General features: G+C 66.9%; 22 protein-coding genes. 11 read left to right on the forward strand and 11 right to left on the reverse strand.

Translation table 11 applies throughout. From position 1 onward, the window contains the following. The first annotated feature begins 437 nt into the window (after positions 1-437). Complete coding sequence (pdxY, locus tag ROV95_RS18015) at positions 438-1,346, forward strand: pyridoxal kinase (protein WP_019661249.1); 909 nt, start codon at positions 438-440, stop codon at positions 1,344-1,346. Then, positions 1,343-2,467: a prephenate dehydrogenase gene (locus ROV95_RS18020; protein WP_312545618.1), complete on the forward strand. Its 1,125-nt coding sequence runs from the start codon at positions 1,343-1,345 to the stop codon at positions 2,465-2,467. The genes pdxY and ROV95_RS18020 overlap by 4 nt, the downstream gene beginning before the upstream one ends. A 231-nt stretch (positions 2,468-2,698) precedes the next feature. Here the strand turns inward: ROV95_RS18020 and ROV95_RS18025 are convergent, their stop codons facing one another. The 5 genes from ROV95_RS18025 to ROV95_RS18045 form a co-directional block, all read right to left on the reverse strand. Then, entirely contained in the window at positions 2,699-2,893 is a 195-nt protein-coding gene (locus ROV95_RS18025; RefSeq protein WP_019661251.1) for a hypothetical protein, read from the reverse strand. A 70-nt stretch (positions 2,894-2,963) separates the two neighbouring features. After that, positions 2,964-4,736: an ABC transporter transmembrane domain-containing protein gene (locus ROV95_RS18030; protein WP_053442854.1), complete on the reverse strand. Its 1,773-nt coding sequence runs from the start codon at positions 4,734-4,736 to the stop codon at positions 2,964-2,966. After that, entirely contained in the window at positions 4,729-5,322 is a 594-nt protein-coding gene (locus ROV95_RS18035) for a YigZ family protein (RefSeq protein WP_058981751.1), read from the reverse strand. Before ROV95_RS18035 ends, ROV95_RS18030 begins: the two co-directional genes overlap by 8 nt. 40 nt (positions 5,323-5,362) lie before the next feature. After that, positions 5,363-6,358 (reverse strand): hypothetical protein, encoded by a 996-nt coding sequence (locus ROV95_RS18040; protein WP_111104008.1) that lies wholly within the window; start codon positions 6,356-6,358, stop codon positions 5,363-5,365. Then, positions 6,355-6,873 carry an RNA polymerase sigma factor gene (locus tag ROV95_RS18045; RefSeq protein ID WP_229301621.1) on the reverse strand — a complete coding sequence of 173 codons (519 nt, stop codon included), beginning with the start codon at positions 6,871-6,873 and terminating at the stop codon, positions 6,355-6,357. Before ROV95_RS18045 ends, ROV95_RS18040 begins: the two co-directional genes overlap by 4 nt. Before the next feature lie 247 nt (positions 6,874-7,120). On the opposite strand from ROV95_RS18045, the gene ROV95_RS18050 reads away from it, so the two are divergent. Further along, positions 7,121-9,964, forward strand: coding sequence for an EAL domain-containing protein (locus ROV95_RS18050; protein WP_188249812.1), 2,844 nt, complete (start codon positions 7,121-7,123; stop codon positions 9,962-9,964). 20 nt (positions 9,965-9,984) lie between these two features. Here the strand turns inward: ROV95_RS18050 and ROV95_RS18055 are convergent, their stop codons facing one another. Both ROV95_RS18055 and ROV95_RS18060 read right to left on the reverse strand, forming a co-directional pair. Next, a complete protein-coding gene (locus ROV95_RS18055) occupies positions 9,985-10,578 on the reverse strand; it encodes a TIGR00730 family Rossman fold protein (protein WP_019661256.1) in 594 nt (197 codons plus the stop codon). 183 nt (positions 10,579-10,761) lie between these two features. After that, positions 10,762-12,258 (reverse strand): aminotransferase class III-fold pyridoxal phosphate-dependent enzyme, encoded by a 1,497-nt coding sequence (locus ROV95_RS18060; protein WP_312545623.1) that lies wholly within the window; start codon positions 12,256-12,258, stop codon positions 10,762-10,764. Positions 12,259-12,469: 211 nt separating this feature from the next. Between ROV95_RS18060 and queA the strand changes: the two genes are divergently transcribed. The 6 genes from queA to fabV all read left to right on the forward strand — a co-directional run bounded on the left by queA (position 12,470) and on the right by fabV (position 20,349). Further along, complete coding sequence (queA, locus tag ROV95_RS18065; protein WP_111104032.1) at positions 12,470-13,546, forward strand: tRNA preQ1(34) S-adenosylmethionine ribosyltransferase-isomerase QueA; 1,077 nt, start codon at positions 12,470-12,472, stop codon at positions 13,544-13,546. A gap of 237 nt (positions 13,547-13,783) precedes the next feature. Further along, positions 13,784-14,914 (forward strand): tRNA guanosine(34) transglycosylase Tgt, encoded by a 1,131-nt coding sequence (gene tgt, locus ROV95_RS18070; protein WP_312545624.1) that lies wholly within the window; start codon positions 13,784-13,786, stop codon positions 14,912-14,914. Between the two features lie 133 nt (positions 14,915-15,047). After that, entirely contained in the window at positions 15,048-15,392 is a 345-nt protein-coding gene (yajC, locus tag ROV95_RS18075) for a preprotein translocase subunit YajC (protein ID WP_006434333.1), read from the forward strand. A gap of 61 nt (positions 15,393-15,453) precedes the next feature. Further along, positions 15,454-17,310, forward strand: coding sequence for a protein translocase subunit SecD (gene secD, locus ROV95_RS18080; RefSeq protein WP_058981764.1), 1,857 nt, complete (start codon positions 15,454-15,456; stop codon positions 17,308-17,310). A 15-nt stretch (positions 17,311-17,325) separates the two neighbouring features. Next, entirely contained in the window at positions 17,326-18,306 is a 981-nt protein-coding gene (gene secF / locus ROV95_RS18085; protein ID WP_021202635.1) for a protein translocase subunit SecF, read from the forward strand. 783 nt (positions 18,307-19,089) lie between these two features. Further along, positions 19,090-20,349 (forward strand): enoyl-ACP reductase FabV, encoded by a 1,260-nt coding sequence (gene fabV, locus ROV95_RS18090; protein WP_111099175.1) that lies wholly within the window; start codon positions 19,090-19,092, stop codon positions 20,347-20,349. Between the two features lie 113 nt (positions 20,350-20,462). Here the strand turns inward: fabV and ROV95_RS18095 are convergent, their stop codons facing one another. The 3 genes from ROV95_RS18095 to ROV95_RS18105 all read right to left on the reverse strand — a co-directional run bounded on the left by ROV95_RS18095 (position 20,463) and on the right by ROV95_RS18105 (position 24,353). Next, positions 20,463-22,532, reverse strand: a complete 2,070-nt coding sequence (locus ROV95_RS18095) for an EAL domain-containing protein (RefSeq protein WP_111104613.1) — start codon at positions 22,530-22,532, stop codon at positions 20,463-20,465. Positions 22,533-22,623: 91 nt separating this feature from the next. Beyond that, the gene (locus ROV95_RS18100) at positions 22,624-23,808 is read right to left on the reverse strand and encodes an NAD(P)/FAD-dependent oxidoreductase (RefSeq protein ID WP_312545631.1); all 1,185 of its coding nucleotides are present in this window, start codon (positions 23,806-23,808) and stop codon (positions 22,624-22,626) included. Then, positions 23,805-24,353 (reverse strand): YaeQ family protein, encoded by a 549-nt coding sequence (locus tag ROV95_RS18105; RefSeq protein WP_312545633.1) that lies wholly within the window; start codon positions 24,351-24,353, stop codon positions 23,805-23,807. The genes ROV95_RS18100 and ROV95_RS18105 overlap by 4 nt, the downstream gene beginning before the upstream one ends. A gap of 125 nt (positions 24,354-24,478) precedes the next feature. On the opposite strand from ROV95_RS18105, the gene ROV95_RS18110 reads away from it, so the two are divergent. Further along, entirely contained in the window at positions 24,479-25,357 is an 879-nt protein-coding gene (locus ROV95_RS18110; protein WP_312545634.1) for a pseudouridine synthase, read from the forward strand. A 6-nt stretch (positions 25,358-25,363) separates the two neighbouring features. On the opposite strand, the gene ROV95_RS18115 is transcribed toward ROV95_RS18110, so the two are convergent. Then, complete coding sequence (locus ROV95_RS18115; RefSeq protein WP_312545635.1) at positions 25,364-25,852, reverse strand: YaiI/YqxD family protein; 489 nt, start codon at positions 25,850-25,852, stop codon at positions 25,364-25,366. Positions 25,853-26,153: 301 nt separating this feature from the next. Here ROV95_RS18115 and ROV95_RS18120 point away from each other — a divergent pair, with 301 nt between their 5' ends. Beyond that, a complete protein-coding gene (locus ROV95_RS18120) occupies positions 26,154-26,363 on the forward strand; it encodes a cold-shock protein (RefSeq protein ID WP_004153307.1) in 210 nt (69 codons plus the stop codon). Positions 26,364-26,367: the final 4 nt, after the last annotated feature.

The following is a 26,367-nucleotide window of genomic DNA, read 5'->3' on the forward strand; positions in this document are numbered from 1 at the left end:
TGCGGCTCACGCCCCCGCCACCGGACCCACCCCGCCTTCGACGGTTTTCCGCGATCTGTTGGAACAGCGTCCGGCACTGGTAGGTGTCGACCTTGGTCGACACGGTAGATCCATGCCATGCGTGGATGAATTCATACGATATCTGACAGATGTGTCGACCAAGGTCGACACCCACCAACAGCCGCAGTTACCAACAGCCGCGTGAACCTGTCGAAGGCGGGGCGGTGTCGGAGTGCGGGGTGTCAGCCGCATGGATGCGGCTGCCAAGCCTACACGGACGTACTTGCGGCGTCCCCGCACTCCGACACCGCCCCGCCACCCCACGGATAGCTCGCTTTTGCCGTTGCCGTTGCCGTTGCCGTTGCCGTTGCTTGCAGCTTCGGCAGGTGCAGGGCTGCAAGCCCTGCCGAAAACCCCCTTGGGCGTAGAATGCGGCCATGAGCGAATCCCTTGATAACCACCTGGTCCACGGCCGCCGCCAGCGGCCCGACGGTCCGTCGCCGATCGATGTCATCTCGGTCCAGTCGCAACTCGTCTACGGTCATGCCGGCAACAGCGCGGCAATCCCGCCGATGCGCGCGCTGGGCGTGCGTGTGGCAAGCATTCCGACGGTGCTGCTCAGCAACGCGCCGTTCTACGACACCACGCGTGGCCGCGTGCTGCCGGCCGACTGGTTCGCCGACCTGCTGCTCGGCAGCCACGAGCGCGGCCTGCCGCAACGCGCGAAGATGCTGGTGTCCGGCTACTTCGGCAGCACCGCCAACGGTGCCGCCTTCGCCGACTGGCTGGACGCGATCCTGCCGGGCTGCCCGCAACTGCGTTATTGCCTGGACCCGGTGATCGGTGACACCCACACCGGCCCGTACGTGGAACCGGGCCTGGAAGCGATCTTCGCCGAGCGCCTGCTGCCCCATGCCTGGCTGGTGACCCCGAACGCCTTTGAACTCAATCGCCTGACCGGCATGCCAGCGCTGGCCGAGGCCGATGCCATCGCCGCCGCGCGCACGCTGCTGGATCGCGGCCCGCATTGGGTGATCGCGCACAGCGTGGGCGGCACCCCGGGTGAACTGGTAACCCTGGCCGTTGGCCGCGAGGAAACCTGGCGCTGGACCTCGCCGTTGCTGCCAGTGGACGTGGCAGGCACCGGTGATGTGCTGATGTCGCTGGTGGTGTCGTTCCTGCTGCGCGGCGAATCGATGCAGCAAGCGATCTCGCGCGCGATTGCCGGCACCCATGCGGCGCTGGAGGCGACCCTCGACAACGGCTTCGAAGAGTTCGACGTGATTGCTGCAGCGCCGGCGGCGCTGGCCGAAGGAACGCGCTTCCGCGCCGAACGCGTGGCATGAGCGGCCTGGACCCACGCACGCCGCGCACGGTCGGCATCATCGGCAGTGCCGGCGCCTACGGGCGCTGGCTGACCCGCTTCTTCCAGCAGCACATGCAGCTGCAGGTGATCGGCCACGATCCGGCCGATCGGGACTCGCATACGCCGGAACAGCTGCTGGCGCAGGCTGACGTGCTGGTGTTCTCGGCACCGATCCGGCATACGCCGGCTCTGATTGCCGCGTACGTGCAGCAGTCGGCCGGCCGCGAGCAGGACCGGCTGTGGCTGGACGTGACCTCGGTAAAAGAAGCGCCGGTGCAGGCGATGTTGGCCTCTCAAGCCGAAGTGGTCGGCCTGCACCCGATGACCGCGCCGCCCAAGGCGCCGACCCTGAAGGGCCGGGTGATGGTGGTCTGCGAAGCGCGGCTGCGGCACTGGCAACCGTGGGTTGATACGCTGTGCACGGCGTTGCAGGCTGAGTGCGTGCGCGCCACGCCGCAGCATCACGACCAGATGATGGCGCTGGTGCAGGCGATGGTGCATGCCACCCACCTGGCCCAGGCCGGCGTGCTGCGCCAGTACCAGCCGCAGCTGGGCGACCTGGCCGCGATGATGCCGTACCGGTCGGCATCGTTCGAACTGGATACGGCGATCATCTCGCGCATCCTGTCGCTGAACCCCGCGATCTACGAGGACATCCAGTTCGGCAACCCGTACGTGGCGCCGATGCTGGAGCGCTTGGTCGGCCAGCTGCAGGCCCTGCAGGCCCAGGTCGGGCAGGGCGACGACACTGCACGCAGTGCATTCCGTGAGCAGCTGTTGTTGGCCAATCGCAATGCCTTCGGCGAGCAGGAACTGGCTGACGGCAACTACACCTTCGAACGCGTGGGTTACCTGTTGGCGGACCTGACCGAGCGCAACGCGCTGTCGGTGCATTTGCCGGAGGACCGGCCGGGCTCGCTGCGTGAACTGTTGAACGTGTTCGAGCAGCACCGCATCAGCCTGGCCTCGATCCATTCCTCACGCACGCCCGGGGGCGAGGTGCATTTCCGTATCGGATTCGTGGCCGGCAGTGATCCGACGGCGATCCGTCGGGCAGCGGCCGAGGTGGACGCCAGCGGCATCGGACGGGTGCTGGGTTGAACACATTCATCCACAGGTGGTGTGGATGGATTCTGAGCAAACATGTGGATAACCGCGCGCAGCCTTTGGCAGCCAAGGCTGTCAAGATGGTTGGTCAAAAATTGACCATGCTTTTTTGTAGCATCGAGCCATGCTCGACCGCCTTTGGCAAAAAGCATGTCGACCAAGGTTGACACCCACCAGAGCGGGGCGGAATGAAATCCGGTAGCGCCGGGCCATGCCCGGCGAGCCTCAGATCGTCAACCTCAACTCGCCGCCACTGGTGGTGAATTCACGGCCATTGCGCACCAGCTGGCGCCCGTCATCCAGCTCATAGCGTGGCGTAGCTTCGGAGTGGTGCCCGCTGCCACTCGCTTCGGGCTTGAACTCGATGATGATGTGGCTTTCGCCGTTGCTGTCGACGGCGGGGAACTGACGGAACGACATCGTGCACCTCCTTCAGCGGATGCTGCTGTTGCGCGGCCAGCTTGGCCGCGCCGATGTTAGCCGGACGTCATCAATCGATGAACTGCAGGCGTGCCAGTTCAGCGTACAGTCCGTCTTCGGCCAGCAGCTGTGCATGCGTGCCCTCGGCGACGATGCGGCCCTGGTCCATCACCACGATGCGGTCGGCCTTGAGCACGGTGGCCAGGCGGTGGGCGATGACCAGCGTGGTGCGACCCGCCATCAACCGTTCCAATGCCTGCTGCACGCTGTGTTCGCTCTGTGCATCCAGCGCGCTGGTGGCTTCATCCAGCAGCAGGATCGGCGCATCCTTCAGCAGCGCGCGGGCAATCGCCACACGCTGCTGCTGGCCACCGGAAAGGCGGGCACCGCGCTCACCCAGCTCGCTGTCATAGCCCTGCGGCAACGCGCGCAGGAAAGCATCGGCCTCGGCGGCACGCGCGGCATCCTCGACTTCCGCGTCGCTGGCCTGCAGGCGGCCATAGCGGATGTTGTCGCGTGCACTGGCCGCGAACAGCGTCGGCTGCTGCGGCACCAGTGCCAGCTGCGCGCGCAGCTCGGCCGGGTCGACCTGGCGCACGTCGATGCCGTCCACGTCGATGCGGCCGCTGGCTGGGTCATGGAAGCGCAGCAGCATCGAAAGCACCGTGCTCTTGCCCGCCCCTGACGGACCCACCAGCGCTACGGTCTCGCCGGGGCGCACATGCAGGTTGAAGTGGTCCAGTGCGGCCTGGTCTGGTCGCTGCGGGTAGTGGAACACCACGTCGTCGAATCGTATCTCGCCACGCAGCGGTTGCGGCAACGCGTGCGGCTGGGCCGGCGCGCGGATCTCGATGTCTTCCTGCAGCAGCTCGCCGATGCGGCCCATGCCGCCGGCGGCGCGCTGCAGCTCATTCCATACTTCGGCCAGCGCGCCCACCGAACCGCCGCCGATCAATGCATACAGCACGAACTGACCCAGCGTGCCGGCGCTGAGGCGGCCGTCGATGACATCGTGCGCGCCCAGCCACAACACGCCGACGATGGCGCCGAACACCAGCAGGATGGCGCTGGCGGTGACCAGCGACTGCGCGCCGATGCGGCGCCGAGCGGCACCGATGGCATCACCGAGTGCCTTGTCAAAGCGTCCGCGTTCATAGGCTTCGCGCGCATGTGCCTGTACCGTGCGCACCGCTCCCAGTGTCTCACTGGCCAGGCTGTTGGCGTCGGCGATGCGGTCCTGGCTGTTGCGCGCGACCGTGCGCAGCTTGCGTGCGCCGATGATGATGGGCAGCACCGCCAGTGGGATGCCAAGCAGCGACCATGCGGCCAGCCGCGGGCTGGTGACGAACAGCATCGCCAGACTGCCGATGACCGTGACCGTGCTGCGCAGAGCCACCGACATGGTCGAGCCGACCACGCTGCGCAGAAGTTCGGTGTCTGCGGTCAGGCGCGAAACCAGCTCTCCGCTGCGGCTGCGGTCGTGGAAGCCGGCGCCCAGCTGGATCAGGTGGGCATACAGCTGGCTGCGCAGGTCGGCCACGACTTTCTCGCCAAGCAGCGACACGAAGTAGAAGCGCGCGGCCGTGCCCAACGCCATCACTACCGCCACCAGCATCAGCAGGGCGAACGCACGGTTGATCTGGCCGCCGCTGCTGAAACCATGATCGATCATCTGCTTCACCGCCGGAGGCAGGCTCAGCGTGGCGGCCGAAGACACCGCCAGGGCCAGCAGCCAGGCGGTGAACAGCCCGCTGTGGCGGCGTACGAATGGCCACAGCGTGCGCAGGCTGCCGAGGCGCCGCAGCGGCGGGGTCGAAGCGGGGGCGTCGTCCTTGTCAGTCATCCTGGTCGTCTTCTATGCGGATACGGTCACGGGTGGCGTCGCGCAGGCGGATTTTCAATGCGTCGACCTGATCGGCAGGCAGTTCGATCCGCAGGCACACACCGTTGGCATCGAACTGTTCATCGCGCTTTTCCGCGCTGAAGGCGGGCAGGGTGGCGTGCAGGGTGCCGAGGTCCTCAAAGCCAGCCAGCAGCTGCAACCGGGCCAGCGCCACCAGCGGCAGGCGCGGGGCGGTACGCAGGCACTCGGCGGCGGCGCCACCGTAGGCGCGTACCAGGCCACCGGCGCCGAGTTTGATGCCGCCGAACCAGCGCGTCACCACCACCATCACCCGGTCGAAGCCCTGCCCGTCGATCGCCGCAAGGATCGGACGTCCAGCCGTGCCGGCCGGCTCGCCATCGTCGCTGGAACGATAGTCCTGGCCGTGCCGGTAGGCCCAGCAGTTGTGGGTGGCATCGGTCACCGCGACCTGCTGCAGGAACGCCATGGCCGCTGCGGCGCCGTCGATGGGCGCGGCCTGGGTGATGAAACGGCTGTGTTTGACTTCCAGCGTGTGGCTGACCGGCTGGGCGAGGGTATCGAGCATTCCCGTCATTCTACGGGGTTGCCGGGTGTTCCCGTCCGCTTCAATCGTCCAGCAGCGGCCGCAGGTCGCGCGGCAGGCGCGCTTCCGGGTACTGCTGCATGTAGCGCTCCAGGCTGGCACGGGCCAGATCGCGCTGGCCGTCGTCGCGTCGTGTGCGGATTTTCTGCAGCCACTGCCGGCGCGGCAGTCGTGCGTCGGCGTCCACTTCGGCCTGCACGGCATCCGCGCTCAGGCGCGCATCGCTGCCGCGGCGCATGATGCCCGGTGCGGAACGGCTGGGAGCCTCACGCTTCATCGAGGTGATCTCCACCCGATCCAGCGCCTGCGCCCGCTCGACCTCGGCTGCATTGGCGGCCGGTGCGCTGGCCGCGCGTGCTTTCAGTGCCCCGGACGCTGCCGGCGCGAGGGCCGGTGCCGGTGTGGGTGCCGGGTAGGCGGCCGGCGCAGGTGGCGCAGGCGGCGCCGCTGCCGGTGCGGGCGGGAGGGCCGCAAAGGAGACATCGGCGGCCGCATCCGCAGCCATCGATCGTGCTGCCTGGGCCGACGCTTCATCGGGTTCGGCCGGAACGGGCTTGGACGCCCGCGCGATGGCCGGTGCCGGGGCGGCGGCAACGGGGGCCGCCTCGGGTGCTGCGGGCGCAGTAGCAGGATCCGCTGCCACCACCGCGCTGTCGGCTGCGCGGTTGCCAGCGGCCTGATCGGCAGCCGCGCTGTCTTCTGCCGCAGCCGGTGCCGCAGCCACGGCCGCCTCACCGGCCGGAATCGGCGGCGGCTCCGGACGCAGCTGCCAGGCGATGCCGATGGCGAACACCATCGAGGCGGCGATGCCGAACACGGCCGGCCAACGCGGGCGTGTGCGCTGCGTGCGCGGCGCCTCCGGAGAGGCCACTGCATCGGCAGGCGGAGCATCCACGGCGGCACGGGCCGCGGCCAGAATGGCGGTGTCCAGTGCAGCCGGCGGTGCCTGTTCGGCGCGACGGCCGAGCAGCCGGGACAGCTCGCGTTCTTCCGGCGTCAGTGGTTCGTCTCGGTTCATGCGTTCAATCCCGCACGCAGCTTGTCCATCGCATAGCGCAGCCGCGATTTCACGGTTTCCCGGCCTACGCCGGTGATCTGGCCGATCTCCTCCAGGCTCAGTTCCTGATCCAGCCGCAGCTGCAGCACTTCGCGCTGCTCCGGCGGCAGTTGTTCCATCGCCAGCTGGATGCGGCGACGTTGCTCGAATTCGGATAGCTCGCCTTCCGGGGTCTGCCCATCCTCGATCGCGGCCAGGCGCAGATCGGCGTCGGCCGGCGCGGCGGGGCGATGACGGGCGGCACGCCAATGGTCATTCAGGCGGTTGTGGGCGATGCGGAACAGCCAGGTGCTGAACGCGGCCTCGGGCTGCCAGCCGGCGCGGGCGCTGATCACCCGCTGCCAGACGTCCTGGAAGATCTCCTCGGCCAGCGCGTTGTCGCGCAGTTGCCGCAGCAGGAAGCCGAACAGGCGCTTGCGGTGGCGCGCATACAGGCTTTCGAAGGCGCGCAGGTCGCCACCGGCCCAGGCCAGCATCAAGGCTTCATCGGTTGGCAGTGCGCTGGCTTCCACGGCGTACAGGGTAAGGCCTGCGGGCGATGGCGCATAGCCGGTGGCGGGGGCGGGCAGGGCGAGGGTCATGGCTCGGATGGGGCTACGGACAGCAGGAAAAACGTACGGGTGCACGATTCGGGGTTTACGGGCTTCCATTGCCCCCCGGGTGGCGCGCTATGCTCGGCGGCTCAGGGGAGGCGACGCACAGACGGCGCCAAGAGATTGTCATTTGTCCACGCATGCTGAACCGGCGGAAGAGTCACCACACGAGGCCGTGCTGAGCACGGCGCTGGTGCGCGCGTTGCATGCGCTTTTGCCGGAAACGGCCGTGGTTCGCGTTGGCTGGGACGACCCGCAGCTCGGTCGTGGCCAGGGCGGCTGGCCGTCGCCAGCAGTTGCCGGCCCGGTGGCCGCGGAGCCGGGAATCGGCGAGGGTCAGCATGGCTGGGAATACGACGGTGCGCGGTTGCTGTTGTCGGTAGCCGGGGCGGCGCCTTCGCCTGCATGGTGGGGGGTTGCCCGGCAGGCGATGGAGCTGGCGCTGCAGCGCGGCCGCCAAGCCGGCCAGATCAAGGCACTGGAAGAGGCCGAGCGGCTGCAGCAGGCCCTGTTCCAGATTGCCGATCTGGCCGGTGCCGACCTGGAAATGCCCGAGATGCTGCGCCACGTGCATGGCGTGCTCGGCACGCTGATGTATGCCGAGAACTGCTACATCGTGGAATACGACGATGTGCGCGACCAGATCCGGTTCCTGTACTTTGCCGATCAGGTCGATGACTTCGTCGCCGATCCCACGCAGAGCCATGACGCCAGCGAGATGCCGCGCAGCCTGACCGTGGCGCTGCTGCGCCATGGCAAGCCGCTCAGTGGCCCTTCGCGCAAACTGCTGGCGCAGGTGATGGAACAGGAGCATGACCCGCAGCGCGGTCCCGAAAGCCTGGACTGGCTGGGCGTGCCGATGCTGCGCGACGGCCGCGTCTGCGGGGCCATCGTGGTTCAGAGCTATGAACAGGCCGCCCGCTACGGCGAGGCCGAGCGCGCACTGCTGGGCTTCGTCGCCCAGCACGTGCAGACCGCGATGGATCGGCGCCAGGCGCAGGTCCGGTTGGAACAGCAGGTGGCGCGGCGCACCCAGGAACTGCAGCGGGCCAACCACAGCCTGCAGGACGAGGTAGCCGAGCGTCGTCGTGCCGAACAGCTGCAGACCGCCCTGTACAACATCGCCGAAATGGCGATGTCGGCCGACAGCCTGGCTCAGTTCTACGGGCAGGTGCACGGCGTGGTCGGGCGCCTGCTCGACGCGCGCAATTTCTACATCGCCCTGGTCAACCCTGCCGGCAACGGCCTGGATTTCGTGTATTCGGTGGACGAGCACAATGCCAGCCGCGCGCCACGGCCCTTCAGCCGGGGCCTGACCGAATACGTGGTGCGCAACCGGCGCCCGCTGCTGGCCTCGCGCGCGCAGATCGATGCGCTGCTGGCCAGTGGCGAGGTGCGTGAATCCGGTGCACGTTCGCACTGCTGGCTGGGCGTGCCGCTGCTGCGCGACGACGAAGTGGTCGGCGCGATCGTGGTGCAGAGCTACAGCGAGAACAGCACGTTCAGCGTTCACGACCAGCGCCTGCTGACCTTCGTCGCGCAGAACATCGGTACCGGCCTGGCCCGTCAACGCGACCAGCAGCGGCTGCGTTCGGCGCATGCCGAACTGGAAAAGCGCGTGGAAGAACGTACCCGCGAGCTGGCCGAGGTCAACGAAAAGCTGCTCGGGCAGATCGGCGAGCGGCTGCGGGCCGAGCAGCGGCTCACCCATCAGGCCATGCACGATGCGCTGACCGGCCTGCCCAATCGCCTGCACCTGCTGGATCGACTGCAGGATGCGCTGGTGCTGGCCAGGCGTGAGGGTGGCCCGGTGTTCGCCGTACTGTTCCTCGATCTGGATCGCTTCAAGCTGGTCAACGACAGCATCGGGCATGCCGCCGGCGACCGCATGCTGGAGGAAGTGGCCAAGCGCATCGTATCGATGGCCGGCGCCGACGACGTGGTGGCACGGCTGGGCGGTGATGAATTCGCGGTGCTGCTGCAATGCCCGCAAGGTCTGGCCCAGGCACTGGATTTCGGCCAGCGGCTGCTGCTGGCGTTGCAGGAATCGATGTGGATCGCCGGGCGCGAACTGTTTCCGTCCGGCAGCCTGGGCATTGCCCTGTGGAATCCGCGCTACCGCACCGGAGAAGAGCTGCTGCGCGATGCGGATGCGGCCATGTACCGGGCCAAGGCGCAGGGCCATGACCGCTGTGCGATTTTCGACGAGGACATGCGCGAAGAAGCCATGCGCAGCCTGGACCTGGAAGCCGACCTGCGCCGTGCGATCAACAACCGCGATTTCGTACCGTTCTACCAGCCGATCGTGCGCTTGTCCGACGGTGAAGTGGTCGGCCACGAGGCGCTGCTGCGCTGGCAGCATGAGCGCCGTGGCCTGCTGCTGCCCGGCGCGTTCCTGGAGCTGGGCGAGGAAAGCGGCCTGATCGAGCAGGTCGACTGGCTGATCTACGAACAGGTGATCATTGGCCTCGCCGAAGGCGGGCACAGCTATGTATCGGTCAACGTATCACCGCGGCATTTCCGCTCTGCGGAGTTCAGCGGCCGCCTGTTCGGCCTGCTGGACGCATACGGGGCCGATCCGCAGCGGCTGCGGCTGGAAATAACCGAGGTGGCGCTGCTGGATGATGCCCCGCACACCCTGCGCATCCTGCAGGGGCTGCGCGAGCGCGGCATCCAGGTGCAGCTGGACGATTTCGGTACGGGCTTCTCCGCGCTGTCCTACCTGCACCGTTTCCCGATCAGCACGTTGAAGATCGACCAGAGTTTCATCGCAGGCCTGCATGGGCCGGAAGTGCAGAGCACGCGCGCGCTGGTCGAGGGCGTGCTGTCGCTGGCGCGCACGCTGGGCATCGAAACCATCGGCGAAGGAATCGAGACCGAGGCGCAGCGGCAGACCCTGCGCGAACTGGGTTGCGACTACGGCCAGGGCTACCTGTTGGGGCGGCCCGCCCCGTGGTCGCACGCGGCGGCCTGAGCCCACCGCGTGCGGCTGCATCAACGCAGGGCAGCGCGACGCTTCTCGTCGATCCACTTCGAGGCCTGGGCCGGCTGGTAGTTCTGCATCCACTCCAGCATCGCTTCGATGTCCGAGCCGTACCACAGGTCCTGGCGCTGGTCCGGGTGCAGGAAGCGCTCTTCCACCATGCGATCGATCATGCCGATCAGCGGGGCGTAGAAACCTTCCACATCGAGGAAGGCGCACGGCTTGTTGCCGATGCCCAGCTGGCGCCAGGTCAGCATTTCAAAGATCTCTTCCATGGTGCCGAAGCCGCCGGGCAGGGCGACGAAGCCGTCAGCAAGATCGAACATGCGCGACTTGCGCTCATGCATCGAACCGACGATCTCCAGTTCGGTCAGGCCGCGGTGGGCCACTTCCCAGTCGGCCAGCTGGCGCGGGATCACGCCGGTCACCTCGCCGCCAGCGGCGAGCACGGCATTGGCCACGGTTCCCATCAGGCCGACGTTGCCGCCGCCATACACCAGGCGCAGGCCGTCGCGGGCAATGCGGTCGCCCAGGGCAATGGCGCGTTCGGTGTAGGCCGGCTTGCTGCCAGCGTTGGAACCACAGTACACACAGATCGATTTCATGGATCTTCCTGTCTCTTGGCCGGAAACGAAAACGCCCCGTCGCCAACCGCAGGGCGGTCGGGGACGGGGTGTCCTTGGATTATGAGCCCTTCTGTAGAGCCGAGCCATGCTCGGCTGCTCTTCGTTCAGATCGCGGCAAAGGCCGAGTCGAGCATGGCTCGACTCTACAAACGCCAAGCAGGCTTACGCGGCAGCGGCCTGTTCGCGGTGCGGGCCTTCACGCAGGGCACGGCCGACCATCCCCACCAGCAGGTCCAGCTCCTCGCTGTCCATGCCGAAGTGCGGGGTGAAGCGCAGCGAGTTCTCGCCACCGTGGATCACGTTGATGCCGTGCTGGCGCAGCCATTCTTCGGTGGAATTGGCGCCGTAGCACTTGAACTGCGGCGCCAGCTCGCAGGAGAACAGCAGGCCGGTACCCTGCACCTTGGTGATCAGGCCGCCCAGCTCGTTCTTCAGCTGCTCCAGCTTGCGTACGGCTTCGGCGCCACGTTCGGCGATGTTGGCGCGCACCTGTGGGGTCAGCTGGGCCAGCGTGGCGCAGGCCACGTCCAGCGCACGCGGGTTGCTGGTCATGGTGTTGCCGTAGATGCCCTTGCGGTACAGCTGCGCGGCATGCTCGGTCACCGCCAGCACCGACAGCGGGTACTGCGCGGCGTTCAGCGCCTTCGAATAGGTTTCCATGTCCGGCGGGTCCAAGCCTTCGAAGCCCGGGTAATCGACCACCGAGAGCACGCCATGCGCGCGCAGGCCGGCCTGGATCGAGTCGAGCAGCAGCAGGCTGCCATGCGCACGGGTCAGTTCGCGGGCCACGGCGTAGAACGACGGCGGCACCGAGCGGCCCGGGTCGCCTTCGCCCATCACCGGCTCCAGGAACACCGCCTCGATGAACCACTGGTTGCGTGCGGCGTCCTCGAACACCTTGCGCAGGCCGGCCTCATCGTACGGCGCCACGGTGATCACCGAATCCTCGCCACGGTAGCTGGCCAGGTGCTGCATGTAGCTCTTGCGGCTGGAATCGGAATACAGGGCAGGGCGGTCGGTACGGCCATGGAAGCTGCCCTTGACCACCACGCGCTTGATCGCAGCGCCAGCGTGGCGCGCACCCGGGTCGGTCTGCAGCTTGGCGTTGACGTCGGCGATGCGCGCGGCCAGGCCGACCGCTTCGGAGCCGGAATTCAGGCACATGAAACGGGCGAATGGGCAGCCGCCACGGCGATGGCCGATCTCGGCGCGCAGGGCGGTGATGAAGCGCTGCTGCGACAGGCTGGGGGTCATGATGTTGGCCATCACCTGCGGGCGGGCCATTGCCTCCAACACGGCGTCCGGGGTGTGCCCGAAGCCGAGCATGCCGTAGCCGCCAGCGTCGTACAGCACGGCGCCCTTCAGGGTGACCACCCACGGGCCGCGCGCAGCCAGTGCCACGTACGGGGTCACCGCGTCATCGGCGTAGAAGTTGACGAAACCATCCTGCATCGCGTCGATCTGCGCCTGTTCGTCCTGCGCCAGCAGCGGCCCCAGGTCGGCCTGCACGCGCGCGAATTCCTCGGCGGCGGCGTCCACCGCGGCGATCAGCTGCGGGTGGTTGGCGGACAGGGCGGTCAGCGTGGCGTCGTCCAGGCCGGAGGTGAGGCGGGTGCCGGGCTGGGCGCGCAGGGGGGCGAGGCGTTCGATGAAGCTCATTGCAGATCTCCTGAAACGATGGGTCGCACGGGCCTTCAAATGCAAAACGCGCGTCATCACGCGCGCTTGGGGGCAGGCTCGTGCAGCGGACTTCCGGTTCGATGCTAGCACTTGTTTTTTTGCGCGATAACCCCGCAGAAACCTGCTGCATAGCAGCATTTTGCGCGACGTTCGCCGCGAAGCGCGCCGGCTCCCAGACGCTGGACGTACAATGCGCGCCATTGTCGACCTGTTGCCGCCCACTGCCTTGAAGAAGTCCGATTTCCACTACGACCTGCCGGCTGAACTGATCGCGCAGGCTCCCTTGGCCGAACGTTCCGCCAGCCGCCTGATGCTGGTGCCGGCCGCACCTGCGGCCTTCACCGATCTGCAGGTGCGCGACCTGCCGTCCCTGCTGCAGCCGGGCGACCTGCTGGTGTTCAACGACACCCGCGTGATCCCGGCGCGCCTGTTCGGGCAGAAGGCCAGCGGCGGCCGCGTGGAGATCCTGATCGAGCGCCTGCTCGGTGGCCAGCAGGCCCGTGCCCAGGTCGGCGCCAGCAAGTCGCCGAAGGCCGGCAGCCGCATTGCGCTGGATGCCGGTGGGGAGGCCGAGGTGCTGGGTCGCGATGGCGAGTTCTACGTGCTGCAGTTCCACGTGCCTGAGTCGCTGGAGCAGTGGCTGCTGCACGCCGGCCGCCTGCCGCTGCCGCCGTACATCCAGCGTGAGCCGGGCGTGGACGATCGCGAGCGCTACCAGACCGTGTTCGCGCGCGAAGTGGGCGCGGTGGCGGCACCGACCGCCGGCCTGCATTTCGACGAACCGCTGCTGGCCGCGCTGAAGGAGAAGGGCGTGGACTTCGGCCACGTCACCCTGCACGTGGGGGCGGGCACCTTCCAGCCGGTGCGCGCCGATGACCTGAAGGACCACGTGATGCACCGAGAGTGGCTGAACGTCGGCGCCGAACTGGTGCAGCAGGTGCGGCGCACGCGCGCCGCCGGCGGCCGGGTGATCGGCGTCGGCACCACCGTGGTGCGCGCGCTGGAAAGTGCGATGCGCGATGGCGAGCTGCTGCCGTTTGCCGGTGAAACGCAGATCTTCATCACCCCGGGCTACCGCATCCGCAGCGTCGACGCGATGGTGACCAACTTCCACCTGCCGGAAAGCACCCTGCTGATGATGATTTCCGCGTTTGCCGGCAAGGAGCGGGTGTTCGAGGCCTACCGGCACGCGATCGAGCAGCGCTACCGCTTCTTCAGCTACGGCGACGCGATGCTGCTGTTCCCGCAGGCGGGGGTAGGGCGCTGACCTCTGCCTGCTTGTGGTGGGTGGGCACCGTTGGTGCGCACTTGCAGGTGCCTGGAGACCAGGAAAGCCACGCAAGGCGTGGCTCTACTGCCCAGGTAGATCCACACCATGCGTGATGAATCCGGTAGCCCCGGCCATCCCGGGCAAACCGCTCCGCCGGGCATGGCCCGGCGCTACCGGAGCAGGGAGGGCGGTTTTGGGAGACAATGGGCAACTATTTGCCCGAATGACCGCTCCATGTCCCGATTGCAGTTCCAGCTCCAGACCCGCGACGGCCGTGCCCGCCGTGGCCGCCTGACCTTCCCGCGTGGCACGGTGGAAACGCCGGCCTTCATGCCGGTGGGGACCTATGGCTCGGTCAAGGGCATCCTGCCGGACCAGGTGCGGGCGCTGGGCGCCGAGATCATCCTCGGCAACACCTTCCACCTGTACCTGCGCCCGGGCCTGGACATCATCGCCGACCACGGCGGCCTGCATGGCTTCTGCCGCTGGGATGGCCCGATCCTGACCGATTCGGGTGGTTTCCAGGTGTTCTCGCTGGCCCACCGCCGCAAGATCACCGAGCAGGGCGTGACCTTCGCCTCGCCCACCGATGGTGCCCGCGTGTTCCTGGGCCCGGAAGAGAGCATGAAGATCCAGAAGGTGCTCGATTCGGACGTGGTGATGATCTTCGACGAGTGCACCCCTTATCCGGCCACCGAGGATGTGGCGCGCCGCTCGATGGAGCTGAGCCTGCGCTGGGCCCAGCGCAGCCGCAACGCGCATGACGAGCTCGGCAACGACGCGGCCCTGTTCGGCATCGTCCAAGGGGGCGTGCACACCGATCTGCGCAGCCGTTCGGCCGAGGCCCTGCAGGCGATCGGCTTCGACGGCTATGCCATCGGCGGCCTGGCCGTGGGCGAGCCGGAGCACGAGCGCAACGCCATGCTCGACCACCTGGACCCGGAGCTGCCAAGCGACCGTCCGCGCTATCTGATGGGTGTGGGCCGGCCGGAGGACCTGGTCGAGGGTGTCGCACGTGGCGTGGACATGTTCGACTGCGTGATGCCGACCCGCAATGCGCGCAACGGCCATTATTTCACCTCGTTCGGCACCGTCCGCATCCGTAATTCCCAGTACGCGCGCGACATGGAACCGATCGAGCCGGGCTGCGGCTGCGTGGCCTGCACCGGTGGCTATACCCGTTCCTACCTGCGCCACCTGGACCGTTGCAACGAGATGCTGGCGCCGATGCTGGGCACCCTGCACAACCTGTTCTATTACGAAAAGCTCATGGCCGACATCCGTGCGGCCATCGAGGCGGGAACCTTCCTGGCCTTCCGTGAGTCTTTCTACGCGGCACGCGGAGCGGTCGCGCCGGTCCTGTAACCCGGACGCCCCCTGCCAAACGGCCCAAGGACGAACGCCCGGGGCCGTGGCATACTTCAAGGCTGACCCAGATCCGCGGTCGACACCCCCGCCCCTGAAGGGACGGGAGCGCCGCCCAACCAAAGGACCAACGATGAACCTGCTTGCCTTCCTGATTCCCGCCGCCCACGCCCAGGCCGCCGGCGGCCAACCGCAGGGCATGGGCCTGACCACGCTGCTGTTCCCGATCATCCTGATCGCCATCATGTACTTCCTGATGATCCGCCCGCAGATGAAGCGGCAGAAGGAGCACAAGGCCATGCTGGAGAAGATCAAGCGCGGCGACGAAGTGCTGACCAACGGCGGCATCGCCGGCATCGTCACCGACATCGGCGACAACTTCATCACCATTGAAGTGGCTGACAACGTGCGCATCCGCGTGCAGAAGGGCGCTGTCGGCAACGTGCTGCCGGCCGGTACCCTGAAGTCGGCCCAGTAAGCCACTCCCTTTCCGAAGCACAACCGCGGCGCCGGGGATGGCGCCGCGCGGGACCCAAGCAATGCTCGAATTTCCACGCTGGAAGTACGTCGTCATCCTGATCGTACTGGCGCTCAGCGCGCTGTACGCGCTGCCCAACATCTACCAGAAGGACCCGGCCATCCAGATCACCGCCAACCGTGGCGGGCAGATCGACGATGCGCTGCGCGACCGTGTGCTGGCCGACCTGAAAAAGGCCGGCATCGCCACCATCGGTGCCGAAAAGGAAGGGGAAAGCCTGATCGTCCGCCTGTCGGACCTGAAGTCGCAGTCCGCTGCCAGCGACGTCCTGCGTGACACCGTCGGCGAGAAGTACACCGTGGCGCTGAACCTGGCTTCGACCGTGCCGGACTGGCTGGCCAACCTCGGCGGTCGCCCGATGGTGCTGGGCCTGGACCTGCAGGGCGGCGTGCATTTCGTGCTGCAGGTCGACCAGAAGGCTGCCCTCGACAAGCGCCTGGATGCCTACACCGAAGACGTGCGCAGCACGCTGCGCGACGCCCGCATTCCGTACCAGTCGGTGGAACGCCGTGCCGACAACAGCATCGTGGCCAACCTGAGCCCGTCCGCCGGCGACGACGCCGCGCAGCGTGCGCGCGCCGCCCTGGTGAAGGCGCAGCCGACGCTGGGCTATGACGTCAGTGGCAACCGCATCACAGTCACCGTGCCGGAGACCGAGATCACCCAGATCGCCAATGGCGCCATCGAGCAGAACATCAACACCCTGCGCAACCGTGTGAACCAGTTGGGCGTGGCCGAACCGATCATCCAGCGGCAGGGTGCAGACCGCGTGGTCGTGCAGCTGCCGGGTGTGCAGGACACCGCCGAAGCCAAGCGCATGATCGGCGCCACCGCCACCCTGGAGTACCGCGCGGTGGTCGAGGGCAATGCGCAGGACGCCATCAATTCCGGCCGCATCCCGCCGGAGGCGAAGGTGTACCAGCGTCGTGACGGCCTGGGCCCGGTGCTGCTGAACAAGCGCGTGATCGTCACCGGTGACCAGATGGTCGGCGCGCAGGCGGTGACCGATCCGAACAGTGGCTCTCCGGCCGTCAGCGTGACGCTGAACAATGTCGGCGGCCAGCGCATGTTCGACTTCACCAGCGCCAACGTGAACAAGCCGATGGCGGTGGTCTACACCGAGCGCGTGCCGACCGTGACCGTCGTCGACGGCCAGGAAGTGCGTGGCTTCAAGGTCAACGAGGAAGTGATCTCGGTGGCCAACATCAATGGTGTGTTCGGCAAGAACTTCCAGACCACCGGCCTGCAGAAGAAGGAAGCCGAGGACCTGGCCAAGCTGCTGAAGTCGGGTTCGCTGGCTGCGCCGATGGACTTCGTCGAAGAGCGCGTGGTCGGCCCGAGCCTGGGCGCCGAGAACGTCAAGAACGGCATGCGCGCGGTTGTGTTCGCATTCCTGTTCACCCTGGTGTTCTTCAGCATCTACTACCGCATGTTCGGTGTGATCACCTCGGCGGCGATGCTGTTCAACCTGCTGATCGTGGTGGCGGTGATGTCGCTGTTCGGCGCGACCATGACCCTGCCGGGCTTCGCCGGCCTGGCGTTGTCGGTCGGCCTGTCGGTGGACGCCAACGTGCTGATCAACGAGCGTATCCGAGAAGAGCTGCGTGCCGGCGTGCCGGGCAAGACCGCGATCGTGACCGGTTACGAGCGTGCTTCGGGCACCATCCTCGACGCCAACCTGACCGGCCTGATCGTCGGTGTGGCGCTGTTTGCATTCGGTACCGGTCCGCTGAAGGGCTTCGCGCTGACCATGATCATCGGTATTTTCGCCTCCATGTTCACCGCGATCACCGTGTCGCGTGCGCTGGCGACGCTGATCTACGGCCGCCGCAAGAAGCTCCAGAACGTGGCCATCTGACGGGACGACACGCACATGAAACTGTTTCCGCTGCACATCCTCCCGAACGACACCAAGATCGACTTCATGCGCTGGCGCCATGTCGCCATGGCAGTCACCATCGTGGTGTTCCTGGCCTCGGTCGCCATCATCGGCATCAAGGGCTTCAACTACGCACTGGACTTCACCGGCGGCACCCTGATCGAAGCCCGCTTCGACAAGGCGGTGGACGTCGAGCAGGTCCGCACCAAGCTCGAGCAGAACGGCTTCGAAGGCGCGCAGGTGCAGAGCGTCGGTGGCAACACCGATCTGCTCATCCGCCTGGCGCCGCACGGCGAGCATGCGCCGGGCACCGGTGATGCCGCTGCCGAGGACAAGGCCACTGCCGCTGCCGTGGTGAAGGCACTGTCCACGGCTGACAACCAGGCCACCGTGCTGCGCAACGAGTTCGTCGGCCCGCAGATCGGCAAGGACCTGGCGATGAATGGCCTGTACGCCACCATCTTCATGCTGGCCGGCTTCCTGATCTACATCGCGGTGCGCTTCGAATGGAAGTTCGCGGTCACCGCCAGCATCGTGGCGATGTTCGACCTGATCGTGACGGTGGCTTACGTGTCCCTGCTGGGCCGTGAGTTCGACCTGACCGTGCTGGCCGGCCTGCTCTCGGTGATGGGCTTTGCGATCAACGACATCATCGTGGTCTTCGACCGCGTCCGCGAGAACTTCCGCAGCCTGCGCGTGGACTCGATGGAAGTGCTGAACCGCTCGATCAACCAGACGCTGTCGCGTACGGTGATCACCGCGGTGATGTTCTTCCTGTCCGCGCTGGCCCTGTACCTGTACGGTGGCAGCTCGATGGAAGGCCTGGCCGAGACGCACATGATCGGTGCAGTGATCGTGGTGCTGTCCTCGATCCTGGTGGCGGTGCCGATGCTGACGATCGGCTTCCTGCGCGTCAGCAAGCAGGACCTCCTGCCGAAGGCGAAGGACGTCGAGGCCCTGGCCCGTCGCCCGTAAGCGTCCCGCTGCACGCAACACGCAGAGAACCCCGCGCAAGCGGGGTTTTTTGTTGGCAGGGCTTGCAGCCCTGCACCTGCAGAGGCAACAGCAACAGCAACAGCAACAGCGGGCATTCCGTGGATTGGTGGGGCGGTGTCGGAGTGCGGGGGCGCCGCAATTACGTCCCTGTAGGCTTGGCAGCCGCTTGCTCGTGCGCGCAGTCCTGCGCGCCCGGCAAGACCGGGGTTGGGCGTCCTGCCCAACCCGCCCGAGGCATGCCTCGGGCCCATGCGGCTGACACCCCGCACTCCGACACCGCCCCGCCTCTGACAGATCCCCACGGCTGTGGGTAGGTGTCGACCTTGGACGACACATTTGTCAGATATCGAAACAATTCTGGGGTCAGATCCGTTTTCCTTCGAAAAACGGATCTGACCCCAAGAGCTGTTCCGACAGATCGCGGAAGACTGTCAAAGGCGGGGTGGGTCGGGTTGCGGGGGTGTCCGCGGCATGGATGCCGCGGCCAAGCCCCCATGGACGGGTTAACGGCGTCCCCCGCAACCGGACCCACCCCGGCATCCCTCAGTAGCCCGGCTTTTGACGTTGCTGTTGAGGTTGCCGGCCAGCGGCCGGCACTACCGCAGGTGCAGGGTGCAACCCTGCAAAGAAACCCCACCCTACGCCAGCGTCGGTTGTGCATTCGGCCCCCGCACACTACGATCCTGCGGTTCGCGCGCACAGGCGCGCGCCCGTATTCCTGCTGAGCGCCCCGTGCGCCGCATCTGCCAACCCGAGGTATCCATGGTCATCAAACCGCGTGTCCGCGGCTTCATCTGCGTCACTACCCACCCGACTGGCTGCGAAGCCGCGGTCAAGCAGCAGATCGACTACATCCGCGCGCGCCCGCCGATCCAGAACGGCCCCAAGCGCGTGCTGGTGATCGGCGCCTCCACCGGCTACGGCCTGGCCGCACGCATTACCGCTGCGTTCGGCAGTGGCGCGGCAACGCTGGGCATCTTCTTCGAACGCCCGGGCAGTGAATCCAAGCCGGGTACCGCCGGCTGGTACAACTCGGCCGCGTTCCACAAGTACGCCGACGAAGCCGGCCTGTATGCCAAGAGCATCAACGGCGATGCCTTCTCCGATGAGGTGAAGGCGAAAACCATCGAGATGATCAAGGCCGATCTCGGCCAGGTCGACCAGGTCGTGTACAGCCTGGCTGCACCGCGCCGCAAGCACCCCAAGACCGGCGAGATCATCAGCTCCACGCTGAAGCCGATCGGCGAGCCGATCACCCTGCGTGGCCTGGATACCGACAAGGAAGTGATCACCGAGACCACTCTGCAGCCTGCCACGCCGGAAGAGATCGCCGGCACCGTTGCGGTGATGGGTGGCGAAGACTGGCAGATGTGGATCGACGCGCTGGCCGATGCCGGCGTGCTGGCCAACGGCTGCACCACCACGGCCTTCACCTACGTGGGCGAAGAGATCACCCAGGCGATTTACTGGAACGGCTCGATCGGCGCCGCCAAGAAGGACCTGGACACCAAGGTGCTGGGCCTGCGCGAGAAGCTGGCGAAAATCGGCGGCGACGCGCGCGTGTCGGTGCTGAAGGCCGTGGTGACCCAGGCCAGCTCGGCCATTCCGACCATGCCGCTGTACCTGTCGCTGCTGTTCAAGGTGATGAAGGAAAAGGGTACCCACGAAGGCTGCATCGAGCAGCTCGACGTGCTGTACGACATCCTTTACGGCGGCAGGGCCGATGGCACGGCGGTCGACCGCCTGCGCCACGATCTGGTCGATGGCGATGGCCACACCGTTGCGCTGGTCGACGAGGAAGGCCGCCTGCGTGCCGACTACAAGGAAATGGCGGCGGACGTGCAGGGCAAGGTGGTCGCGCTGTGGCCGCAGGTGACCAACGAGAACCTGTACGAAATCAGCGACCTGGCCGGTTACAAGGCCGACTTCCTGCGCCTGTTCGGTTTTGGCGTGGAGGGCGTCGACTACGAGGCCGACGTCAATCCGGACGTGAAGATCGACAACCTGGTCGACATGACCTGATCAACGAAAAGGCCGGCGAAAGCCGGCCTTCTCTTTGTGTAGAGCCGAGCCATGCTCGGCTGCTCTTCGCTTGAGTCCCGCAGCCGAGCATGGCTCGGCTCTACAGAGAGGCATCACCCAAACTCGAAACCCATCTCCGGCAACGCCGGGCCGACGAAATCGCCCTGCACGTAATCCACGCCGGCACTGAACAGCAGGGTCATCGAATTGGCGTCGCTGACGAACTCGGCGATGGTGCGGATACCGGCCTCCTGCGCGCGTGCGGTGATCTGGCTGATGCGATCGATGTTCTCGCGGGTGGCCGCCAGATCGCTGGTGAAACCGCGGTCCAGCTTGAGGAACTGCGGCTGGAAGTGGGCGAGCAGCTGGAACGAATCCAGTCCGGAACCGAACTGTTCCAGGCCGATGCGGCAGCCCAGGGGCGCCACTTCAGCAAGGAACTGCTGCGCACTGCGCAGGTGGGTGAACACCTTGGCTTCCGGCGCATGCAGCCACAGCCGTTCGCCGGGTAAACCCTGCGCCTGCAGCTCGCGGCGCAGGGTGGCGATCATCTGCGGGTCATCGAACGATTCCGGCGTGACCTTCACCAGCACCTGGGTGGCATGACCCGCACGCGCGCGTTCACCCAGCACCGCGATCGCCTGCGAGACCACCCAGCGGTTGATGTCGGCCAGCAGCCCGTGTTCTTCGGCGATGCCCAGGAACGCGGTCGGGCTCAGCAGTTCGCCATTGTGTTCCAGGCGCAGGTAGGCCTCGTAAAGCTCCAGTGGCTCGCCCTGCAGGTTCAGCACCGGCTGGTAGTGCAGCTGGAAGCCGTCGCCAGCCAGCGCCTCGCGGATGCGGGCGACCCAGCGCAGCACGCGCTCTTCCTCGACCCGGTCGGCGGCGGCCGGGTCGAAGATGCGGCAGGTGTTGCCCAGTTCGGCGGCGGCCTGCGTGCATTCGCTCGCGCGTGCCAGCACCTGGCCGATGCTGGCGATCTTCTCGCCCACCTGCACGCCACCGATGCTGACCGTTACCGTGGCCGAACGCGCGCCGATGCTGAAGACGTGTGCGGCGTAGGCTTCGCGGATGCGCTCGGCCAGCGCCACGGTCTGCGCGTAGGGCCCGGCCTGCAACACGGCAAAATTGTGTTCGCCGAAGCGGGCCAGTTGCGCGTCCGCGCCAACTACTTCGGCCAGCAGGCCGGCGAGGGCGCCGATCAGCGTATCGGCCGAGGCCAGGCCGATGTCCGGCAGCAGGCGCGCATAGTGGTCCGGCTCGATCAGCAGTAGTCCGAACTGGCCCTCGCTGCGCCCGGCCTGGGCCACTGCGCTTTCCAACTGCAGCATGAAGGTCGGTCGGTTGAGCAGGCCGGTCACCTGGTCACGCTGGCGCAGGTCCTCGACCTCGCGTGCCAACTCGGGATCGAACTCCATGCGGCGGCGGAGCACCACCTGCAGGCAGGATTCGCCCTCGTAGGTGGCGGCGGTGAATTCCATCGTCGCCGGGAACGCACTGCCATCCTGGTGGCGCGCGTCGAGCTGGTACTGCGGCGGCGGCGCTTCGCCGCGGCTGAGGCCCTTCAGCAGCTGCTTGAAGCCTTCCACGTGCTGCGCGGCAACCATGTCCAGCAGCGAGATGCCTTCGATATCGTCGAAATGCTCGTAACCGAACATCTCCAGGTAAGCGTCGTTGGCACGGATGTGCATGCCTTCATGCACGTAGGCGATGGGATCGCGCGAGGAGGCAATCAGCGCATCGCAGCGGCGCTCGGTCTCACGCATCTGCGCCTCGATGCGGCGCAGGCCACGCCGTGCCTGCAGGTCCACCCACTGGTCACGGACCACGGCCAGCAGGTGCTCGGAACGCTGGCGCAGGGCGAGGGCGCGGATGCCATGGCTGCTGGCCTGTACCAGTTCGTCTTCGTCGATGCGCTCGGCCAGCAGTACCAGCGGAATATCCTTGCCGCTGGCGGCAATATGCTGGGCCACCAGCGGCAGCGGAATGCCCTGCGAAGGCGAGGCCAGCACCAGGTCGATGGCCTGGCTGGCCAGCACCTGGGCCAGCTCGGCAGCATCCTGCGGGCGCCACGGACGCACCGCGATGCCGCTGTTGCGCAGGGTGCTGACGATGGCTTCGGCATTCTCGCCGCTGTCATCGACGATCAGCAGGCGGATGGTGATGTCGTTCGCGTTCTGCATGCACTGCTCCCCAATCTGCGAATCTAGATACACGATGCGCGGCGAACCGTCCATGCGCGCACCCCTTGCGCGCAACGAACGGCGATGTGGTTCACACCACGCCGCCGGCCGCGTGGCCGCTGGCCCAGGCCCACTGGAAGTTGTAGCCGCCCAGCCAGCCGGTCACATCCAGCACCTCGCCGACGAAATGCAGGCCGGGCACGCGCTTGGATTCCATTGTCGAGGACGACACCTCGGCGGTATCCACGCCGCCCAGGGTGACTTCGGCGGTGCGATAGCCCTCGGTGCCGCTGGCCACCAGCGGGAACGCGCCCAGCAGCTGCGCGGCCTGGCGCAGCACCGGCTCGTCCAGCTGACGCACCGGGCGGTCCGGCAGCCAGTGCTCGCACAGGCGCTGCGCCAGCCGCTTGGGCATCACGTCGCCCAGCACGGTGCGCAGCTCGGCGGCGGGCCGCTCGCGCTTCATCTGGCGCAGCCACTCGCCCGCATCCTGGCCCGGCAACAGGTCCAGCTCCAGCGCATCGCCGGGCTGCCAGAACGACGAAATCTGCAGGATGGCCGGGCCGCTCACGCCGCGGTGGGTCAGCAGCATGAAGTTCTGGAAACTCTTTCCGTTGCAGCGCGCCTCGACCGGCAGTGCGACGCCGCTGAGGTCGGCCAGCCGCTCCTGGTGCTTGCCGCTCAGCGTCAGCGGGACCAGCCCGGCGCGGGTCGGCAGTACCTGGTGGCCGAACTGGCGGGCAATCTCGTAGCCGAAGCCGGTGGCGCCCATGCTCGGAATCGACAGGCCGCCGGTGGCCACCACCAGCGAGGCGCAGTGGAACAGGCCATGGGTGGTGTGCACGCGGAAACCATCGCTGCCGTGCTCGATGCGCTGCACGCTGCATTCGGTGCGGATCTGGGCACCGGCCGCCTGGCATTCGTCCACCAGCATCTTCACGATCTGCTTGGACGAAATGTCGCAGAACAGCTGGCCCAGTTCCTTTTCGTGATAGGCGATGCCGTGCTTGCTGACCAGCTCGATGAAGTGCCAGGGCGTGTAGCGCGCCAGCGCGGACTTGCAGAAGTGCGGGTTGGCCGACAGGAAGTTGGCCGGGGTGGTGCCGGTATTGGTGAAGTTGCAGCGGCCACCGCCGGACATCAGGATCTTCTTGCCGACCTTGTTGGCATGGTCGATCACCTGCACCTGGCGGCCGCGCTGGCCAGCCGTGATCGCGGTCATCAGCCCGGCCGCGCCGGCGCCGATGACCACCACGTCGCAGCGGATCGTGCTCATGCCTTGGCGCGCTTGCGCCAGTTCGGGATCACGTCGAGTTGCATCTGATCGTTGAGCAGCTGCACTTCACCGTCCTGGATCAGCACGCTCCAGCGCATCGCGCGCTGGATCCGCTGGCCCCACAGTTCGACGAAGGCACCATCGAGGTCAACCACCGACAGGTTGTCGAAGCGCGCCAGGCCCTTGCCCTGCTTGCCCCACCAGATTTCCGAGGCGTTGCCGCCGTAATTGACCACCTGCACCTGTCGGCTGCGGTTGCTGGCCTTGCGGATGCGGGTTTCGTCGGGATGGCCCAGGTCGATCCATTGCAGGATGTCGCCAGTGTAGTCGTGTTCCCACAGGTCCGGCTCATCGTCGGTACTCAGGCCGCGGCCGAATTCCAGGCGGTCGCCGGCGTTCAGCGCGAAGGCGAGCAGGCGCACCATCAATCGTTCGTCGGTCTCGGACGGGTGCTGGGCCAGGGTCAGGTTGTGGGTCGCGTAGTAGCCGCGATCCATGTCGCTGATCTGCAGTTCGGCCTTGCGGATGGTGGCGGTAAGAGCCATGGGGGATCCGTGGACTAAAGACGTCAATGATAGAGGTTTGCTCGAAGGGTGTCCGTTGCCGGGCTGTCTGCGCAGCGTCAACGGTGGCACTCTTGGCGCTCTTTCCCGTGGCCGGAATGGACGCCATGACCCTGCCCAGCCACCTGCAGCTGCCCCCCGGCCACTGGCCCAGCCTGCTCGATGGCCTGTGCGCGCGTTTCCCGCGCATCGGTCGCGCGCAATGGCAGGACCGCTTCGCCCGAGGCCGTGTGCAGGATGCGCAGGGCAGGGCACTGGCGCCGGACATGCCCTGGCAGGTGGGGCTGGAAATCCAGTACTTCCGCGAGGTTGCCGACGAGCCGGTGATTCCCTTCGCCGAGACCCTCCTGCATCTGGATGCGCACCTGCTGGTGGCCGACAAGCCGCACTTCCTGCCGGTAACGCCGGCCGGTGGGTATGTGCGCGAAACCCTGCTGTCGCGCCTGGTCGCCCGCACCGGCAACACGGATCTGGTACCACTGCACCGCCTGGACCGGCTCACGGCGGGGCTGGTGTTGTTTTCGACCCAGCCGGCGACACGCGATGCCTATCAGCGCTTGTTCCGCGAGCGCCGCGTTGAAAAGACCTACGAGGCGCTGGCACCGGCGCTGCCTGGGCTGGCGTTCCCGTTGCAGCGGGACAGCCGTCTGGTGCCGGGGGAGCCGTTCTTCCGCATGGCCGAAGTGCCGGGCGAGCCCAATGCGCGCAGCCTGATCGAGCCGATCGAGGCCGAAGGGCCGATCTGGCGCTACCGGCTGAAGCCGGAAACCGGTCGCAAGCACCAGCTGCGCGTGCACATGGCCGCGCTGGGCGCTCCGATCGAGGGCGACGACCTTTACCCGCAGCTGCAGTCGCGGCCGGAGGGCAGCGCCGAGCCTGCACTGCAGCTGCTGGCACAGGTGCTGGTCTTCGATGATCCGCTGACCGGGGAACCGCGGCGGTTCAGCAGCCAGCGCCGCCTGTGCCGAATGGAGCAGGGCGGCTAGCGCGGGTCAGCGGGCCGGGCGCCGCGCCAGCCAGCGGTCCAGCTCGGCCGCGAACAGCTGCCGGTCGCGCGGTCCCAGTGGCGGCGGGCCGCCGGTCTGGACCCCGGCGCCGCGCAGTTCTTCCATGAAATTGCGCATCGACAGCCGCTCGGCCATGTTGTTCGGCGTGTACAGCTGGCCGCGGGGGTTCAGCGCCACGGCCTTCTTCTCCAGCACCAGCGCGGCCAGCGGAATGTCCTGGGTGACGACCAGGTCTCCAGCGGCGACCCGTTCGACGATGGCGCTGTCGGCCACGTCCAGGCCCTGGGGCACCTGGATCGAGCGCAACCAGCGCGACGGCGGGGTGCGGATCCACTGGTTGGCAACCAGAGTCAGTTCGATCCCGACCCGTTCAGCGGCCCGGAACAGGATGTCGCGAATGACGGCGGGGCAGGCGTCCGCGTCCACCCAGATGCGGGGGAGGGCGGGTTCAGCTTGGGTTTCAGCTTCAGTCATTTACCCAGTGTAGGGTAGGAAAAACCTGAATGGGGACTCGGGGTTAGGCTTGACCGGTTGCCAAGCCTTGCCACGCCTAGCGGGCGGGTTTGCCCATGAACGTCCGGGCTATCGCTTTTTGCAGAAAACACGCGTATCGTTCGACCCACTGTGTTTGCTAGGGTCACCGTGAATCGTGGCCTGGTGCAGTTGATCTCACGATCCGCTCATCGATCCGCTTTACCAACGCCTGCAACTCAGTCTCGGCCCCGATACCCGGTGGCTGCGATTTTTTTCAACATGTGTTTCAGGAGTTAGTCAAATGTCTGATCGTCAGACCGGCACCGTCAAGTGGTTCAACGACGCCAAGGGCTTCGGCTTCATCACCCCGGAAAGCGGCCCGGACCTGTTCGTGCACTTCCGTGCCATCCAGGGCACCGGCTTCAAGACCCTGCAGGAAGGCCAGAAGGTTACCTTCATCGCCGTCCAGGGTCAGAAGGGTATGCAGGCTGACCAGGTGCAGGCGGTCTAATCCG

The organism is Stenotrophomonas maltophilia group sp. msm1, from assembly GCF_032025805.1.
In the GTDB taxonomy this organism is placed as follows: domain Bacteria; phylum Pseudomonadota; class Gammaproteobacteria; order Xanthomonadales; family Xanthomonadaceae; genus Stenotrophomonas; species Stenotrophomonas hibiscicola.

Excerpts from the sequence above, each read along its gene's own strand:
- pdxY (WP_019661249.1), top strand. The coding sequence starts at position 438 with ATGAGCGAATCCCTTGATAACCACCTGGTCCACGGCCGCCGCCAGCGG.
- ROV95_RS18020 (WP_312545618.1), top strand. The coding sequence starts at position 1,343 with ATGAGCGGCCTGGACCCACGCACGCCGCGCACGGTCGGCATCATCGGC.
- ROV95_RS18025 (WP_019661251.1), bottom strand. The coding sequence starts at position 2,893 with ATGTCGTTCCGTCAGTTCCCCGCCGTCGACAGCAACGGCGAAAGCCAC.
- ROV95_RS18030 (WP_053442854.1), bottom strand. The coding sequence starts at position 4,736 with ATGACTGACAAGGACGACGCCCCCGCTTCGACCCCGCCGCTGCGGCGC.
- ROV95_RS18035 (WP_058981751.1), bottom strand. The coding sequence starts at position 5,322 with ATGCTCGATACCCTCGCCCAGCCGGTCAGCCACACGCTGGAAGTCAAA.
- ROV95_RS18040 (WP_111104008.1), bottom strand. The coding sequence starts at position 6,358 with ATGAACCGAGACGAACCACTGACGCCGGAAGAACGCGAGCTGTCCCGG.
- ROV95_RS18045 (WP_229301621.1), bottom strand. The coding sequence starts at position 6,873 with ATGCTGGCCTGGGCCGGTGGCGACCTGCGCGCCTTCGAAAGCCTGTAT.
- ROV95_RS18055 (WP_019661256.1), bottom strand. The coding sequence starts at position 10,578 with ATGAAATCGATCTGTGTGTACTGTGGTTCCAACGCTGGCAGCAAGCCG.
- ROV95_RS18060 (WP_312545623.1), bottom strand. The coding sequence starts at position 12,258 with ATGAGCTTCATCGAACGCCTCGCCCCCCTGCGCGCCCAGCCCGGCACC.
- queA (WP_111104032.1), top strand. The coding sequence starts at position 12,470 with ATGCGCGCCATTGTCGACCTGTTGCCGCCCACTGCCTTGAAGAAGTCC.
- tgt (WP_312545624.1), top strand. The coding sequence starts at position 13,784 with ATGTCCCGATTGCAGTTCCAGCTCCAGACCCGCGACGGCCGTGCCCGC.
- yajC (WP_006434333.1), top strand. The coding sequence starts at position 15,048 with ATGAACCTGCTTGCCTTCCTGATTCCCGCCGCCCACGCCCAGGCCGCC.
- secD (WP_058981764.1), top strand. The coding sequence starts at position 15,454 with ATGCTCGAATTTCCACGCTGGAAGTACGTCGTCATCCTGATCGTACTG.
- secF (WP_021202635.1), top strand. The coding sequence starts at position 17,326 with ATGAAACTGTTTCCGCTGCACATCCTCCCGAACGACACCAAGATCGAC.
- fabV (WP_111099175.1), top strand. The coding sequence starts at position 19,090 with ATGGTCATCAAACCGCGTGTCCGCGGCTTCATCTGCGTCACTACCCAC.
- ROV95_RS18095 (WP_111104613.1), bottom strand. The coding sequence starts at position 22,532 with ATGCAGAACGCGAACGACATCACCATCCGCCTGCTGATCGTCGATGAC.
- ROV95_RS18100 (WP_312545631.1), bottom strand. The coding sequence starts at position 23,808 with ATGAGCACGATCCGCTGCGACGTGGTGGTCATCGGCGCCGGCGCGGCC.
- ROV95_RS18105 (WP_312545633.1), bottom strand. The coding sequence starts at position 24,353 with ATGGCTCTTACCGCCACCATCCGCAAGGCCGAACTGCAGATCAGCGAC.
- ROV95_RS18110 (WP_312545634.1), top strand. The coding sequence starts at position 24,479 with ATGACCCTGCCCAGCCACCTGCAGCTGCCCCCCGGCCACTGGCCCAGC.
- ROV95_RS18115 (WP_312545635.1), bottom strand. The coding sequence starts at position 25,852 with ATGACTGAAGCTGAAACCCAAGCTGAACCCGCCCTCCCCCGCATCTGG.
- ROV95_RS18120 (WP_004153307.1), top strand. The coding sequence starts at position 26,154 with ATGTCTGATCGTCAGACCGGCACCGTCAAGTGGTTCAACGACGCCAAG.